Annotated in this window: 17 protein-coding genes and 1 tRNA gene; 9 read left to right on the top strand and 9 right to left on the bottom strand. The window is 62.7% G+C overall.

Going from position 1 to position 13,871, the window contains the following annotated elements; translation table 11 throughout:
* Positions 1-422 precede the first annotated feature (422 nt).
* The 3 genes from AC3WVQ_RS15840 to AC3WVQ_RS15830 all read right to left on the bottom strand — a co-directional run bounded on the left by AC3WVQ_RS15840 (position 423) and on the right by AC3WVQ_RS15830 (position 2,625).
* The gene (locus AC3WVQ_RS15840; protein WP_034786835.1) at positions 423-1,190 is read right to left on the bottom strand and encodes a VOC family protein; all 768 of its coding nucleotides are present in this window, start codon (positions 1,188-1,190) and stop codon (positions 423-425) included.
* 129 nt (positions 1,191-1,319) lie between these two features.
* On the bottom strand, positions 1,320-1,796 hold the full coding sequence (locus AC3WVQ_RS15835) for a DUF1579 domain-containing protein (RefSeq protein ID WP_090297903.1): 477 nt from the start codon (positions 1,794-1,796) through the stop codon (positions 1,320-1,322).
* 100 nt (positions 1,797-1,896) lie between these two features.
* The gene (locus AC3WVQ_RS15830; protein WP_110819348.1) at positions 1,897-2,625 is read right to left on the bottom strand and encodes a DUF899 domain-containing protein; all 729 of its coding nucleotides are present in this window, start codon (positions 2,623-2,625) and stop codon (positions 1,897-1,899) included.
* Positions 2,626-2,696: 71 nt separating this feature from the next.
* Between AC3WVQ_RS15830 and AC3WVQ_RS15825 the strand changes: the two genes are divergently transcribed.
* Positions 2,697-3,143 carry a MarR family winged helix-turn-helix transcriptional regulator gene (locus AC3WVQ_RS15825; RefSeq protein ID WP_060517600.1) on the top strand — a complete coding sequence of 149 codons (447 nt, stop codon included), beginning with the start codon at positions 2,697-2,699 and terminating at the stop codon, positions 3,141-3,143.
* An 11-nt stretch (positions 3,144-3,154) separates the two neighbouring features.
* Here the strand turns inward: AC3WVQ_RS15825 and AC3WVQ_RS15820 are convergent, their stop codons facing one another.
* A complete protein-coding gene (locus AC3WVQ_RS15820; protein ID WP_090298080.1) occupies positions 3,155-3,628 on the bottom strand; it encodes a MarR family winged helix-turn-helix transcriptional regulator in 474 nt (157 codons plus the stop codon).
* Between the two features lie 95 nt (positions 3,629-3,723).
* Between AC3WVQ_RS15820 and AC3WVQ_RS15815 the strand changes: the two genes are divergently transcribed.
* Both AC3WVQ_RS15815 and AC3WVQ_RS15810 read left to right on the top strand, forming a co-directional pair.
* Positions 3,724-4,131, top strand: a complete 408-nt coding sequence (locus AC3WVQ_RS15815; protein ID WP_034786827.1) for a GFA family protein — start codon at positions 3,724-3,726, stop codon at positions 4,129-4,131.
* Between the two features lie 141 nt (positions 4,132-4,272).
* On the top strand, positions 4,273-4,677 hold the full coding sequence (locus AC3WVQ_RS15810; RefSeq protein WP_090297897.1) for a GFA family protein: 405 nt from the start codon (positions 4,273-4,275) through the stop codon (positions 4,675-4,677).
* A gap of 18 nt (positions 4,678-4,695) precedes the next feature.
* Here AC3WVQ_RS15810 and AC3WVQ_RS15805 read toward each other — a convergent pair whose 3' ends face one another.
* Both AC3WVQ_RS15805 and ilvD read right to left on the bottom strand, forming a co-directional pair.
* Positions 4,696-5,124, bottom strand: a complete 429-nt coding sequence (locus AC3WVQ_RS15805) for a lipocalin-like domain-containing protein (RefSeq protein ID WP_034786824.1) — start codon at positions 5,122-5,124, stop codon at positions 4,696-4,698.
* Between the two features lie 160 nt (positions 5,125-5,284).
* Positions 5,285-7,123: a dihydroxy-acid dehydratase gene (ilvD, locus tag AC3WVQ_RS15800; RefSeq protein WP_034786822.1), complete on the bottom strand. Its 1,839-nt coding sequence runs from the start codon at positions 7,121-7,123 to the stop codon at positions 5,285-5,287.
* Between the two features lie 301 nt (positions 7,124-7,424).
* Between ilvD and AC3WVQ_RS15795 the strand changes: the two genes are divergently transcribed.
* From AC3WVQ_RS15795 to AC3WVQ_RS15780, 4 genes are all read left to right on the top strand, one after another.
* Positions 7,425-7,916 (top strand): hypothetical protein, encoded by a 492-nt coding sequence (locus AC3WVQ_RS15795; protein WP_034786821.1) that lies wholly within the window; start codon positions 7,425-7,427, stop codon positions 7,914-7,916.
* A gap of 11 nt (positions 7,917-7,927) precedes the next feature.
* The gene (gene dapA, locus AC3WVQ_RS15790; protein ID WP_034786819.1) at positions 7,928-8,866 is read left to right on the top strand and encodes a 4-hydroxy-tetrahydrodipicolinate synthase; all 939 of its coding nucleotides are present in this window, start codon (positions 7,928-7,930) and stop codon (positions 8,864-8,866) included.
* An 85-nt stretch (positions 8,867-8,951) separates the two neighbouring features.
* Complete coding sequence (locus AC3WVQ_RS15785; RefSeq protein WP_060517608.1) at positions 8,952-9,143, top strand: hypothetical protein; 192 nt, start codon at positions 8,952-8,954, stop codon at positions 9,141-9,143.
* A gap of 33 nt (positions 9,144-9,176) precedes the next feature.
* Positions 9,177-9,452, top strand: coding sequence for a hypothetical protein (locus tag AC3WVQ_RS15780; protein ID WP_051659088.1), 276 nt, complete (start codon positions 9,177-9,179; stop codon positions 9,450-9,452).
* A gap of 91 nt (positions 9,453-9,543) precedes the next feature.
* Here AC3WVQ_RS15780 and AC3WVQ_RS15775 read toward each other — a convergent pair whose 3' ends face one another.
* The 3 genes from AC3WVQ_RS15775 to cpdR1 form a co-directional block, all read right to left on the bottom strand.
* Positions 9,544-10,236: an alpha/beta fold hydrolase gene (locus AC3WVQ_RS15775; RefSeq protein ID WP_090297888.1), complete on the bottom strand. Its 693-nt coding sequence runs from the start codon at positions 10,234-10,236 to the stop codon at positions 9,544-9,546.
* Positions 10,237-10,812: 576 nt separating this feature from the next.
* A tRNA-Val gene (locus AC3WVQ_RS15770) sits at positions 10,813-10,887 on the bottom strand.
* A 260-nt stretch (positions 10,888-11,147) separates the two neighbouring features.
* A complete protein-coding gene (gene cpdR1 / locus AC3WVQ_RS15765) occupies positions 11,148-11,513 on the bottom strand; it encodes a response regulator CpdR1 (protein ID WP_034786813.1) in 366 nt (121 codons plus the stop codon).
* A gap of 200 nt (positions 11,514-11,713) precedes the next feature.
* Here cpdR1 and AC3WVQ_RS15760 point away from each other — a divergent pair, with 200 nt between their 5' ends.
* On the top strand, positions 11,714-12,595 hold the full coding sequence (locus AC3WVQ_RS15760; RefSeq protein ID WP_060517614.1) for an N-formylglutamate amidohydrolase: 882 nt from the start codon (positions 11,714-11,716) through the stop codon (positions 12,593-12,595).
* Between the two features lie 439 nt (positions 12,596-13,034).
* Positions 13,035-13,808, top strand: coding sequence for a histidinol-phosphatase (hisN, locus tag AC3WVQ_RS15755; protein WP_060581316.1), 774 nt, complete (start codon positions 13,035-13,037; stop codon positions 13,806-13,808).
* Positions 13,809-13,871 lie beyond the last annotated feature (63 nt).

Here is a 13,871-nt window from a genome sequence, read left to right as displayed (position 1 = left end):
CCCGTCTGCTCGACAATCGCGACAAATTCTTGCCACCCGACAAGAAACCCATCCGAAATCAGTGTGCTTGCCGCCCCTGCTATCGTATAAGATGTTAAATAAGCTTGAAATACCCTGAAATACTAGGGGCTAATCCGCAACCGAGGGATGCGCCCGGCGCACGGCAGACCCCAGCTTTGCGGCCCCCGTATTCGCTTTCCGGTCCATGATCGCAATAAATCCGGCCCGCCTTCTTGCCGAAAGCGGGCCTGGACTTGGTTGGTCGTCATTTTACTTCAGCAACTCTTCACGGCAACGTGATCTGTGCTGCGGCCTAAAGCGTCGCGCGTCTTATCAGACGGGCTAAGGTCGCTGTAACACTTTGATTTTCTGCAAGTCTGTTCCCTTACGTCGAGGACGATTTAAGGAGACATGCAGTCGTCTCAGCGCTTCGGCCCGACCAGTGCGAAGAGGGCGCCCTGCGGGTCGAGCGCCTGAACGATCCAGGCGCCTCCGGGGACCTCCATCGGCTCCAGCACGATCTTGCCGCCGCCAGCCTTGATGCGTTCGATGGCGGCATCGATGGCCGGTACGTTGATGTAGTAGAGCCAGTAAGGCGCGGGCACTTCCTTCGGCTTGGTCATCATCCCGCCGATCGGGGCGCCGCCATGGGCGAAGATCTGGTAGATGCCCATTTCGCCCATGTCCATGCCCTGGTCCTTCGTCCAGCCGAAGAGTTCGGAATAGAAGGGAAAGGCGGTGTCGAGGTCGCCCGAGGCAAGCTCGTGCCAGCCGATCAGTCCGGGGGCCATCGGGTCGGTGACCGGCGGCGGATCGCCCGTACCCTTGAAGATCGAGAAGACCGCGCCGTGCGGATCGGTGACGACGGCGAAGCGCCCTATACCCGGGATATCGTCCGGCGCCCGGTGCACCTTGCCGCCCTTGGCGGCGATGCTGGCGGCGCTCACATCGACATCGTCGACGCCGACATAGCCGAGCCAGGCGGGCGGCACGTTCATTTCGAGCGCGCCTTCCGGCATGGTCATCAATCCCGCCACCGGAATCTCGCCGACGTTGAACAGCGTGTAGCTGATACCGGCCATGCCGGCATCGCTGGCGGCCCAGCCGACCACGTCCTTGTAGAACGTCTCGGCGGCCGCCATGTCGGTGGTCATCAGTTCGTACCAAACGAATTTGCCGTGATCTGCCATTGCCTTCCTCCGGTTTTGCTCTGGCGCGGCGTATCTGGCGCCACTTGTTTGCCTGTTCGAATGAACTGTCGTCGGGTCAGCCTGACATGATGCATGGCCGAACAGCCAAGGCCGTCGTCAGCGCGGCTTTCAATCCCGACGTAGGTATTCCGCCGTCATCAAGTCTTTCCAGTTTCCGTCCGCTGTTTGCGCCTGCGCCGTCAGCAGCCGACGGGATGGCCCGGCAAGCGTGATGACGTCGCGGTAGCGCATGGTCCTGCCGGGTTTTTCGAAATCTGGCCCTTCGCAGTAGAGGGAGAGGGACGTGCCGTCCGCGTCCAGTTCTCCGTCATAGATCCATATGTGGGTCATCATCGAACCGACCCAGGTGCCGACGTAACGTTTCGTCTGCGGATTGAAGCCGAGCGTCATCAGCGTCTGGCCGAAGCTGCCGCCCGGCATCGTTCCCTGACCCTCGCAGACGATCCAGAGGCCTTCGAGTGACCGGACATGCTCGGTCCAGGGCCCGCTGCCATCGGGCTTGCCATCGGAGCCGGCCGTGCGAACGTGCCAGTCGCCCAGCAATTGCTCGAGCCAGCGGTGCGCTTCTTCCGGTTCTGCTCTCACGGGATTTCCTTCTTGACCGGGCGCAGACGTTCGGCCCGGCACGCGAGCGTTCTCAAAACGATTTTGCGGGCGAAAAGTTCCGTCCGCCGGGATGCGGAATTCAGCCCGCCTTGCGTCCGGGCTCCCGATCATATTCGTCGTGGCGGCGAACGAAGCTCATGGTCCCGTCCTCGTTGCGCCCCTTGGGTGTGCGGTCGAGCAGCATCAGTGTGCCCACGAGTTCCTCGAGCCCGCGAGCATAGGACGAATAGGTGTGGTAGATCGTGCCGTCCTCGCCCTTCTGGAAGGCGCTGAGACCGGGCAGTTCCTCATGCGCATTGGCGCTTTCTATGTCGGTGAAGTTGTACCCGACCTTGCCGCTTGCGAGCTCGTCTGGCGAAAAGGCCACGTGGAAGTCATGGTTGAAGCCGTTGCCTTCCGCCGAGACCCAGGGGAAATCCCACTCCATGCGTTTCTTGTAGGTTTCGATCTTTGCGAGCGGCGCGTTCGATGCGGCGACCAGCGTCACGTCGTGATGGTTGAGGTGCGGCAGCATGCCGGCGAAATGATCGACCAGGAAGGAGCAGCCGGGGCAACCGGCCTCCCAGGTGGGGCCGAACATGAAATGGTAGACCATGAGCTGGCTGCGGCCGTCGAAAAGCTCGGACAGGGATTTGCGGCCCGCCGGCGTATCGAAGACGTAGGTCTTTTCCATCTTCACCCAGGGCAAGGCCAGCCGAGCGGCATTGACCTTGTCGCGTGCGTGGGTGTGTTCCTTTTCCAGCGCAAGCAGATCTTTGCGCGCTTTCAGCCACTCTCCAGGCGATACCACTGCGTGATCCTGTCTCATGCCCGTTCCTCCTTCCAACGTTTTCCAACGTTGCACTTGACTATTTACGTTGATATCAACATTAATCGGGCATGTCAAAAATGCCGCTTGTTTCGTTCGACACTACCCTGCATGTGAAGGACACCTGCCTCTGCCTGCATGTGCAACGCGCCGCGCGCGCCATTGCCCGCCGGTTCGACGAGGCGCTGCGCCCGCTCGATATCACCAACGGACAGTTCTCTCTCCTGATGTCGCTCAACCGCCCGGCGCCGCCCAATATGGGCTCGGTGGCGTCGCTTCTCGCCATGGACCGGACGACCTTGACCGCGGCGTTGAAGCCGCTGGAACGGCGCGGCCTGGTCGAAAGCTTCCCGGATGCCGACGACCGGCGGTCGCGGCGATTGCGGCTGACGACCGAAGGGCAGGCGCTGCTGGCGCGCGCCGTGCCGATCTGGCGGAACCTGCATGAGGCGCTCGATCCGGTGCTCGATGACGGCGGTTCGGACCGCCTGCGTGCCGATCTCTTAAGGCTGGCTTGACGGGCGGCCGGTCAGTCCTCGGACGGCTCTGGCGCGGGGCGCTCCTTGAGCACCTCGATCACCTCGGCGATCAAGGCAGAGGCCTGCCGCAGCCGTCGTTCGCCGAGTGCGCCGCCCAGGCCGTCCGCCCAGGCCGCCTGCCGCTCCTTGATGTCGTGCAGTGCCGTTTCTCCCGCCGCAGTCAGAACCATGAGCTTTGCCCTCTGGTGGGTCGGGTTGTCCCTGTAGGCGATCAGCCCTTCGGCCTCCAAGAGATCGGCGATGCGCTGCACCCCCTGGCGCGCAAGGCCGAGCGCGCGTGCCGCATCGGCAACTGACATCGGCGCATGGTTTGCCGCGGCCAGCACCTGCCAGCGGGCGCTCGTCTGTCCGGAAGGTTTGGCGAGTGCGTCGCCGGCCTGCGTCAGCGGGCCCGCTAGCCGCAGTACCGATATGGCGAACTCCGCAAAGGCGTCTCCGACGGGTGTCCGATCGGGATCTTTCATGTTGACAGCACCACCGTCGTGTGAATGTTTGTATGACATCATGTTGTCATGATTCGGTCGTTTCAGCAAGTCAATTTAGCAAGGGGGATGAGAGCATGGCGAGAAGGACTTACAGCGGCGGTTGCCATTGCGGCAAGGTCAGATACGAAGCGACTTTCGATCTCGATGCGGGGACGACGCGATGCAATTGCTCGTTCTGTGGCAAGGCCCGCTACTGGGGTGCACAGGTCCAGCCGGAGGATTTTCGCCTCCTGTCACCGGAAGATCAGGTTGGGCTCTATCAGTTTGGCGCCAAGGTTGGCAACCACCGCTTCTGCCCTGCCTGCGGCATCGCCTCCTATAGCCATGGTTATGTCGAGGAACTCGGCGGCGCCTATTGCAGCATCAATGTCGCAACGCTGGACGATGTCGATCCGACGGTCCTGGCTAAGGTGTCGGTGCAATATCTGGATGGCCGGAACGACCGCTGGGATGAAACGCCTGCCGAATTCCGTCATCTCTGACGCGTGCGAGATCTCGCTCCTATTTGACAATATGTTGTCAATATGGCATATGGACTGCATGAGTTTCACCTGGCAGCATATCGCCTGCCGGGTGGGCGGCAATAGGGGGCCTGCCTGGCCCGCCACGCAGGAGCGACGGGTATGAAACTGACCTATAATGGAAGCTGCCATTGCGGAAACATCCGCTATGAGGCCGACATCGACCTCGATGCCGGCACCGGCAAATGCAACTGTTCGATTTGCTGGAAGCGGCGCTACTGGGGGGCGGTCGTGAAGCCCGACGCCTTCCGGCTGCAGTGCGACGAAGCCAATATCGCCGACTACCAGTTCGGCAGCGACAGCGTGCATCACCGCTTCTGCAGGACCTGCGGCGTTGCCGCCTTCGGCCACGGCTATATCGAGGAGATTGGCGGCGCCTATTACTCCGTCAACCTCGCCTGCCTCGACGACCTCGATCCGGCGGTGCTGGCCGAAGCACCGGTGCAGTACATGGACGGGCGCAACAACAACTGGTTCCACGCGCCAGCCGAGACCCGTCACCTCTAGAGCCCACAGCTAAGCTGGTTACATCTTGCGAAATTCGAGGTGGTAGATGACCTCCTCGCCGGTTGCCGGGTCCACGCCCGGCGCGCCGTAGATCACCAGCTTATCCCCTTGCAGGACAAAGGGGCGGATCAGGTCGGAGACGCCCCAGGCCGGGTTCCAGCTTGCCTCGACATGATGGATGATCCGGCCGTCCTTGAGCGAATAGGAGCCGGAATAGGCGAGCATGGAATCAAACAGTGCCGCCTTTTCGTCGTGAGACGGCACGAGTCCTTTGAGCTGCGGTCGATCGCGTTTCACCACAACGGCGGTCATCCGGCCATCGGGAAAGTACGAGAGATAGCCGATAGGATCAGGGCCCATGGCATCGGTGACCTCGCCAGTGGCGACGACCTCGCGCGTCCAGGAAAGCATCTTCCAGGTGCCGAGCAATCCAGACTCGTCCGCCATGACCCACCTGTTTGATTTTAGGGTAAACTAAAATAGCAGATGCTTCCTGTCCGGCAAAGCCGGGCGGATCCCTAGGATGAGATCAAAGAAAAGGGCCCCCGACGCGCGGGAGCCCTTCGCTGTTTCTTGCGCCGCTCGGGCCCTGCCCGAACGTAGCTGGTCAGTGTTCGCCGAGGTCGCGCACAGCACCGCGGTCGGCGGAGGTGGCAAAGGCGGCATAGGCCTTGAGCGCCGTCGTCACCTTGCGCTTGCGCTGTTCGGTCGGCTTCCAGCCCTGGGCGTCCTGCTCAGTGCGGCGACGGCTAAGTTCCGCCTCGTCGACGCGCAGGCTGATCGTGCGGTTCGGGATGTCGATGTCGATCATGTCGCCTTCGCGCACCAGGCCGATTGTGCCGCCATTGGCCGCTTCCGGCGAAACGTGGCCGATCGACAGGCCCGAAGTGCCGCCGGAGAAGCGGCCGTCGGTGATCAGCGCGCAGGCTTTGCCGAGGCCCTTCGATTTCAGGTAGCTCGTCGGATAGAGCATTTCCTGCATGCCCGGGCCGCCCTTGGGGCCTTCATAGCGGATGACGACGACGTCGCCAGCCTTGATCTCGTTGCCGAGGATCGCCTTGACCGACGCATCCTGGCTTTCGAAGACGCGGGCCGGGCCGGAGAACTTCAGGATGCTCTCGTCGACGCCCGCGGTCTTCACGATGCAGCCGTCGATCGCGATGTTGCCCTTCAAGACGGCGAGGCCGCCATCCTTGGAGAAGGGATGTTCGACCGAGCGGATGACGCCCTTTTCGCGGTCGGTGTCGAGCTCGTCCCAGCGCGCTTCCTGGCTGAAGGCCACCTGGGTCGGGATGCCGCCCGGTGCCGCGCGGAAGAAGTTGCGAACGGTTTCGCTGGTCGTGCGGGTGATGTCCCAGCGGTCGATGGCGTCGCCGAGCGTGGCGCTGTGGACCGTCGGGCAATCGCGGTTGATGAGGCCGCCCTTCTCGAGTTCGCCGAGGATCGACATGATGCCGCCGGCACGGTGCACGTCTTCCATGTGCACGTCGCTTTTCGCCGGAGCGACTTTCGACAGGCAGGGAACCTTGCGCGACAGGCGGTCGATGTCCGCCATGGTGAAATCGACCTCGCCCTCGTGGGCCGCGGCGAGAATGTGCAGCACGGTGTTGGTCGAGCCGCCCATGGCGATATCGAGCGCCATGGCGTTTTCAAACGCCTTCTTCGAGGCGACCTTGCGCGGCAGCACGTTCTCGTCTTCCTGCTCGTAATAGCGGCGGGCGAGATCGACGACCAGGTGGCCGGCCTCGACGAAGAGGCGCTTGCGGTCGGCGTGGGTGGCGAGCGTCGAGCCGTTGCCGGGCAGCGACAGGCCGAGCGCTTCGGTCAGACAGTTCATCGAGTTGGCGGTGAACATGCCGGAGCAAGAGCCGCAGGTCGGGCAGGCCGAGCGTTCGATGACCTTGACGTCCTCGTCCGAGACGTTGTCGTCGGCTGCGGCGACCATGGCGTCGACCAGGTCGAGTGCATGCGTCTTGCCGTGCAGCACGACCTTGCCGGCCTCCATCGGGCCGCCGGAAACGAAGACGGCGGGGATGTTGAGACGCAGCGCCGCCATCAGCATGCCGGGCGTGATCTTGTCGCAGTTGGAGATGCATACCATGGCGTCGGCGCAGTGGGCGTTGACCATGTACTCGACGCTATCGGCGATGATTTCGCGCGACGGCAACGAATAGAGCATGCCGTCGTGACCCATGGCGATGCCGTCGTCGACGGCGATGGTATTGAATTCCTTGGCGACGCCGCCAGCAGCCTCGATCTCGCGGGCGACGAGCTGGCCAAGATCCTTAAGGTGCACGTGGCCGGGCACGAACTGGGTGAACGAGTTCACCACCGCAATAATCGGCTTGCCAAAATCGCTGTCCTTCATGCCCGTCGCGCGCCAGAGGCCGCGGGCACCGGCCATGTTGCGGCCGTGGGTGGTGGTACGTGAGCGATAGGCAGGCATGGCATGTTCCTTCACGGACAAGGGGTATTGCTCGGGAATGGCGATCCCTGATCGCCACCGAAGGGGCTACCTAGCGCAAAATTGCGCGCGCGTCATCTTTTGCGTCAGATTATTTCGACGCTGCGCGCGCTGTCGCGCCAGGCTTTCGCCGCTTCGGAAATCAAATCTAGACCGCGGCCGGCGCCTTGGACAACACCCGCCGAAGCGCTTTACGGAAATCTTATGTCGAGCGCCTGAAGTCGCAATCGAAACTGGACGCCTGACGGGTCTAGCCTTGTCGCATCGAATAGGGATGCGTGCCATGTCTCTCCAGGATTTCAACATCAACCGTCATTTGCCCGGGGCTCTACGCGAGGTCGATGCGGGCCCTGAGCTCACCGGTGGCGAAAGGGCTCCGGAGGCGCTCGATGCGCTCATGCTGCGGCTCACCGGCGTTCGCCGCCTGCGCGAGCACCATGTCTGGGAGGCGGTGCGGGTGATCGCGGACCTGCCGGACCTGACGGCTGGAGAATGGCCGTCGCGTCGGTTCCGTGAACTGATGGCCGCCGATGCGCTGGTCGATGCCGTCATTCACCTGACGTCGGCGACCGAAGCGAAACTGTGCCTTCGAACGCTCAGTCACGAGTTCGGGCTGTGGACCTGCGCGCTGCGCTATCAACCAACCGGAGCCGGCCGCATCACCTTCAAGGCACGGCATGCCGACCTTGCCGCGGCGATCCTTGGCGCCTTCCTGCGCTCCTGCCGCGGCCATCAGCTTGCGGCTGCTGCCGGCCGTGGCCAACTTCCCACCTGAAGGATATTTCCATGAACATGCATTCGCTGCGCCTCGAAGGCGCGATCACGGCGCTCGTCACGCCGTTCCGGGACGGCAAGGTTGATGTCGTCGGCCTGATGTCGCTCGTGGAATGGCAGATCCGACACGGCATTTCCGGCGTCGTCGCCTGCGGCACCACCGGCGAGGCGCCGACGCTGTCGCGGGCGGAACGGGCCATGGTGATCGAACGCTGCGTCGAGGTGGCGGAACGCAAGATCCCGGTTATCGCCGGAACCGGCACCAACAGTACTGCGACGACGATCGAACTGACGGCGGAAGCCAGAACGCTCGGCGCCGACGCGGCGCTCGTCGTTGCGCCCTATTACAGCAAGCCGTCGCAGGAGGGGCTTTATCGCCACTTCGAGGCGGTCGCCCGGGCGGTGGATCTTCCCGTCATCATCTACAATGTGCCCTCGCGCACTGGGGTCGATCTCGCCGCGCGGACGATCGAGCGGCTGGCGGAGCTTCAAAATGTCGTCGGCATCAAGGACGCCACCGGCGACGTCGGTCGCTTCCTGTCTTCGTCGCCAGCCCTCAAGGCCAGGCTCATGCAGCTCTCGGGTCACGACCAGACGGCGCTGCCGTTCAATCTCTGCGGCGGTCACGGCACCATCTCGGTGGCGTCCAATGTCGTGCCGCGGCTGGTGGTCGCCATGCACCAGGCTGTCACGACCGGAAATGTCGCAGCGGCGCTCGCCCTTCATGAGCGGCTCCGCCCGCTGCTCACGGCGCTCGAGCGCGAGACCAATCCGGGGCCGGTGAAATACGCGTTGCACCTGGTGCGGGCGCTCAGCCCGGAGGTGCGTCTGCCGCTGACGCAGGTGGCGCCGGAGACGGCGGCCGAGATCCGCGCGGCGCTCGAACCGCTGACCGAGCTTCCAGCCTCCACTCAGATCGGCCGCGGGGTGCGCATCGCGCTTGCTGGCTGACGGTTCGTCATCGCACGGATCTGTCGTGCCCGATTGCCGCGGCGGTTCCCGCCGTCCGCATCCATCTCACCCGAAAGGAAAGACCATGTCCCGTTTCCCCCATCTTGCCGCGCGCGCCGCTGAGCGCCGGCGCATCGAAAGCAGCGAGCGCGCCGAGCGCATTCCGCCCAGGGACAGCGCCGTTCGCGATGCCTTTCTCGGCATCGGCATCAGGCTCGCCGTCGTCCTCGGCCTTGCCTACGGCATCCAGGCCGCACTTCCGTGGATTGCCGGCTAAGGCTTCGCTTTCGTCAACAAGGATTGTTCGATCATGGGCAGTATGCAGCAGATCCGTCGTGGTTTCCTGGCGCGCGCGCGTTTCGTCGTCGGCCGCGACCGGCACGGCTGGTGGGTCGTATCCGACCGCAAGGGTCTCGTCGGCGGCCTCTTTACCAATGAGAGCGCCGCAATCCATTTCGCCGTCGAAGCGAGCGACCGGCATCCGGAGGAGGTGTGTCGCGCGCCGGAAGGGGCGGCCATCGATCTTGATACGTTTTCGCGCCGGCCGAGGGCCATGCGACAGCGCCGGCGCGGCGCCTATGCCTGACGCCGCATCCTGATGCAGGCGTAAGGAAGAAACCCCACCAGCTCGGCGCTGGCGGGGTTTTCTCTTGTCGGGGTGCTGCGCTGGCGGACGCTCAGCCGAGCGAAGCGATCGCCTCGTCGATCAGCGCCACGATCTCCTTGGCGTGCGAGGCAAGGGAGGCGTGGCTGGCATCGAGCGTGATGATCTTCTTCGCCTTGATGCGCTCGGCCATCCATTGTTCGGTTTCCGGCGGGATCATGTGGTCGTGGCGCGAGACCTGGTACCAACTGGGCTTCGTCTTCCAGGCGGGAGCCCCGGCCCTGTCCTCGAAGCAACGCCCGGCGATCGGTTTCTGTGCGACCGCCATGACCAATGCTTCGGTCTCGCTCAGGTCCTGGCCGAAACTCTCACGGAACGTATCCTGCGCCAGCCAGAGGAAGCCGTCCTTGTCGGGACGGATGCTGGCGGCGCCGGATGGCGGCTCGCGCCTTGCAAAGATGCTGCCGAGGCTGTCGCCTTCATCCGGCGCGAAGGCCGCGACATAGACGAGCCCGACGACGTTGGCCGCATGACCGGCGCCGCTGATAACAGCACCACCATAGGAGTGGCCGACGAGCAGGGTCGGGCCCTCGAGCGATTCGGCCAGCTTGCGGGTGCGCTCGACGTCGTCGGCAAGCGAGGTCAGCGGGTTCTGAACCGCGGCAATTCTGTAGCCCTTGGCGTGGAGCGGCGGAATGACATGGCGCCAATGGGAGGCATCGCCCCAGGCGCCGTGCACAAGCACGATGTTCTTGACTGCCGGCATGATCAGTTCCTTTCGCTCGAATGGAGAGGTGCTCGGTTCGGCATCACACCCGCTCGTGGTGAGGCGAGGCATACTGCCCGTCGTCGGTTTTGGTGGGTTCCCTTGCTTTGCGCCTGGCGCGTGGCAAGGCGTTGAGATTGCAGACGTAAATTAGGGCGGGAAGGCGTGCGTTCCATGACGCAAACCACAAATTTTCGTGACGGAAGACCAACCCGGCGCGTCCCCGCAGGCGGTGGCCGCGATAGCAGGCCGATGGCGACAGGATGAGGAGGAGACGGGGTCCCAGAGCGGCGTATTGGGGCTACGGGGCATCGCTCTGGGACCGGTTGCGCCCAGGAGGCGGGCTGTGCTTCCGGGCGCATCGGCATCAAGCCACCGCGAAGCCGATTCGACAATGCGCCCCGGACCTTTGCCGGCCCCCGTCGGACCAAAGTCTGAGCGTTGGCTGTGGGCAACTTGGCGCACAGCGTTTTGATCAAGGCCGCGGCGAGCGGGCCGTTCGTCTGTTGCTGCCAGGAAGAAATCGAGGGAAACGAAAAAGGCCTTTCAATTTCTCGAAAGGCCTTTGAATTCGAATGGTGGGCGTGACAAGGATCGAACTTGTGACCCCTACGATGTCAACGTAGTGCTCTCCCGCTGAGCTACACGCCCATCCGATGTGGCGCATAGACCACAAAAGCCGTTGTCGCGTCAATAGGGTTTTCGAAGGTTTTTTGACAGAAATTTAGAGGCGGTGATTTTCCCCATGGGGGCGGCGTCGATGAGACACCGGCAAGACGCCGGATTTGCTGGGTTTCTGCTAAGGTATTGAAACGAAAAGACCGCCGGAGATCCCTGTGGATCGCGGCGGTCGGTTCTAAGTCGCATTCTTTACAGTCGCGGGACGTCGCGCCTGTGGAAAACTGCCTTGATCAGGCAGCAGCCAGCATCTTGTTGACCTCGTCGACGAGGTCACGCAGGTGGAAGGGCTTGGACAGCACCTTGGCATCCTTCGGCGCCTTGCTGTCGGGGTTGAGCGCAACGGCGGCAAAGCCGGTGATGAACATGACCTTGAGGTCCGGGTCGAGTTCCGTCGCGCGCCGCGCCAGTTCGATGCCGTCCATCTCAGGCATGACGATGTCGGTCAAAAGGAGCGAGAACGGTTCTTCGCGAAGCCGGTCGTAAGCGCTGGCGCCGTTGTCATAGGACATGACCTTGTAGCCGGCCTTTTCCAGCGCCTTCACCAGGAACCGGCGCATGTCGTTGTCGTCTTCGGCAAGAAGGATTTTCGCAGTCATGAATTGGGCCGTGCTTCTCTTTATTCAGTTCATTGCGCGTAGATTGCGGCGTTTTATCCAAACCGCAACGCGGTAAATATCTCGTGAACGCGGGACGTCAATTCCCCGGGATGCTGTGATTGGCCACTATGGACACAGAGCGGGCCAACTGGCAACATGATGACAATTGCAAGTACCGCATATGGTAAAAAAGGGTTCAGATGGGGGAAATTGCGGAGAGGGAACTGTTCGAGGTCCTTGAACCTCCAATCCAGCGCATTCCCTTTGTGTTCAATTCGCCGCACAGCGGCCGCTCCTATCCCCAGAGTTTTCTCGACCAGTCCAGGCTCGACGCGCTTTCGATTCGCCGGTCGGAAGACCACTATGTCGATGAGCTGTTCCAGAACGCGACGTTCCTCGGCGCGCCGATGCTGCTTGCGCATTTCCCGCGCGCCTTCCTCGACGTCAACCGCGAGCCATACGAACTCGATCCGCGCATGTTCGACGGGCCGCTACCGCCGCATGCCAACATCAGCTCGATGCGCGTCGCAGGCGGGCTCGGAACGATCCCGCGGCTGGTGGCCGAGAACATGGAAATCTATCGTGGACGGTTCCCGGTCGAGGACGCGCTGACGCGGATCGAGACGATCTACAAGCCCTATCACGCCACCTTGCGCAAGCTGATCGCGCGCACACACGTGCAGTTCGGCCTCTCGGTGCTGATCGACTGCCATTCGATGCCGGGCAACGTGCATTTGCCGGGCAGCGCCCAGCGGCCCGACTTCATCATCGGCGATCGTTACGGTACCAGTGCTGCCGGTGAGCTTTCGCGCGCTGCGGTCGATCTGCTGCAGCAGCTCGGCTACAGCGTCGTGCGCAACAAGCCCTATGCCGGCGGCTTCATCACCGAGCACTACGGCCGGCCGACGCGCGGGCTGCATGCGCTGCAGATCGAGATCAACCGGGCGCTCTATGTCGACGAGGCGACGCTGGTGCGCAAACCTGGCTTCGGTGCGCTGGTTGCCGATCTCACGACCTTCATCGGCTCGCTTGCCCGCCACGTCGAGGACTACGGCGCTTACCTGCCGCTGGCGGCCGAGTAGCCTTTCCCAAAAATCAGGAAGAACCGGCAAAGCGGGATGGCGTCCAGCAAGGTACTGGCGACGCTTGGTATTTTGCTGTCGGGGAGGTTCAAAAAAAACCGCGCCAACGGCGCGGTCAAGTCTAGGGAGGAAACACCCAAGGAGGGTATTTACAGTCACAGGTGACTGTAGGAAAACCATAATATTGCACTGCACAAATGTCAAGTTTGCCGGTGAAAACTTTTGCGTCGCGTCAAAAGTTTTTCAGCCGGAAATGGCGAATCAACCGATTGAATTCTCCAAAGTCGCGTTTGAAGTGCGAAGCGGTCGTGGTGCAGTGCGAAATGCTTCGGCCCTGACGCCGACGACGCCCGCAGGTGGGCGTGCTCGGTCGTTTGCCTTTCGACAAATTTCGTCTATGCAGGACGTACCTTCCTCCATGTTTTCCTGAGAGATCGCCATGTTGCCTGACCGCGCCTTCTTCGATCGTCTTGCAGATGCCGCCAAGGCGGAAACCCTGCCGCGCTTTCGGATCGGGACCAGCGTGGTCAACAAGCTGGAGAGCGGCTTCGATCCGGTAACGGAAGCGGACCAATCGGCGGAAGCGGCGATCCGCGCGCTGATCGAGGCGCATTTCCCGGACCATGGCATTCTTGGCGAAGAGCACGGCAATATCGGCCTCGACCGCGAGTATGTCTGGGTCATCGACCCGATCGACGGCACGCGCGCCTTCATTTCCGGCTTGCCGGTCTGGGGCACGCTGGTCGGCCTCTATCGCAATGGCGAGGCGGTCATGGGCCTGATGGACCAGCCTTTCACCGGCGAGCGCTATTTCGCCGACGGCACGAAATCGGTCTACCGCGGGCCGGGTGGCGAGCAGGTGCTTTCGACGCGCGCCTGCAGATCGCTTGACGACGCGGTGCTTTTCACCACCTCGCCGCATCTCTATTCCGGCGATCTCAAGACCCGCTATGAGACGGTGCAAAGCAAGGTGCGGCTGTTCCGCTACGGCTGCGATTGCTACGCATTCGCGCTTCTGGCCGCCGGCCATGTCGATCTGGTAATCGAATGCGGGCTGAAGCCCTATGATGTCGGCGGGCTCATCCCTCTGATCGAGCAGGCCGGCGGCATCGTCACCAACTGGCAGGGCGGTCCGGCGGAAATGGGCGGCGAAGTTATTGCTGCCGGCAATGCCGAACTGCACGCGCAGGCGCTGGAAATCCTGAAGGGCTGATCCGCCCTGCGCCTCGCGCGGCAGGTGCAGATATCCGTAAAATCAACGTGTTACAGTGACCTT

This window comes from Ensifer sp. EB106-05-01-XG146, assembly GCF_058791875.1.
This window is presented reverse-complemented; position numbering and strand designations above follow the sequence as displayed.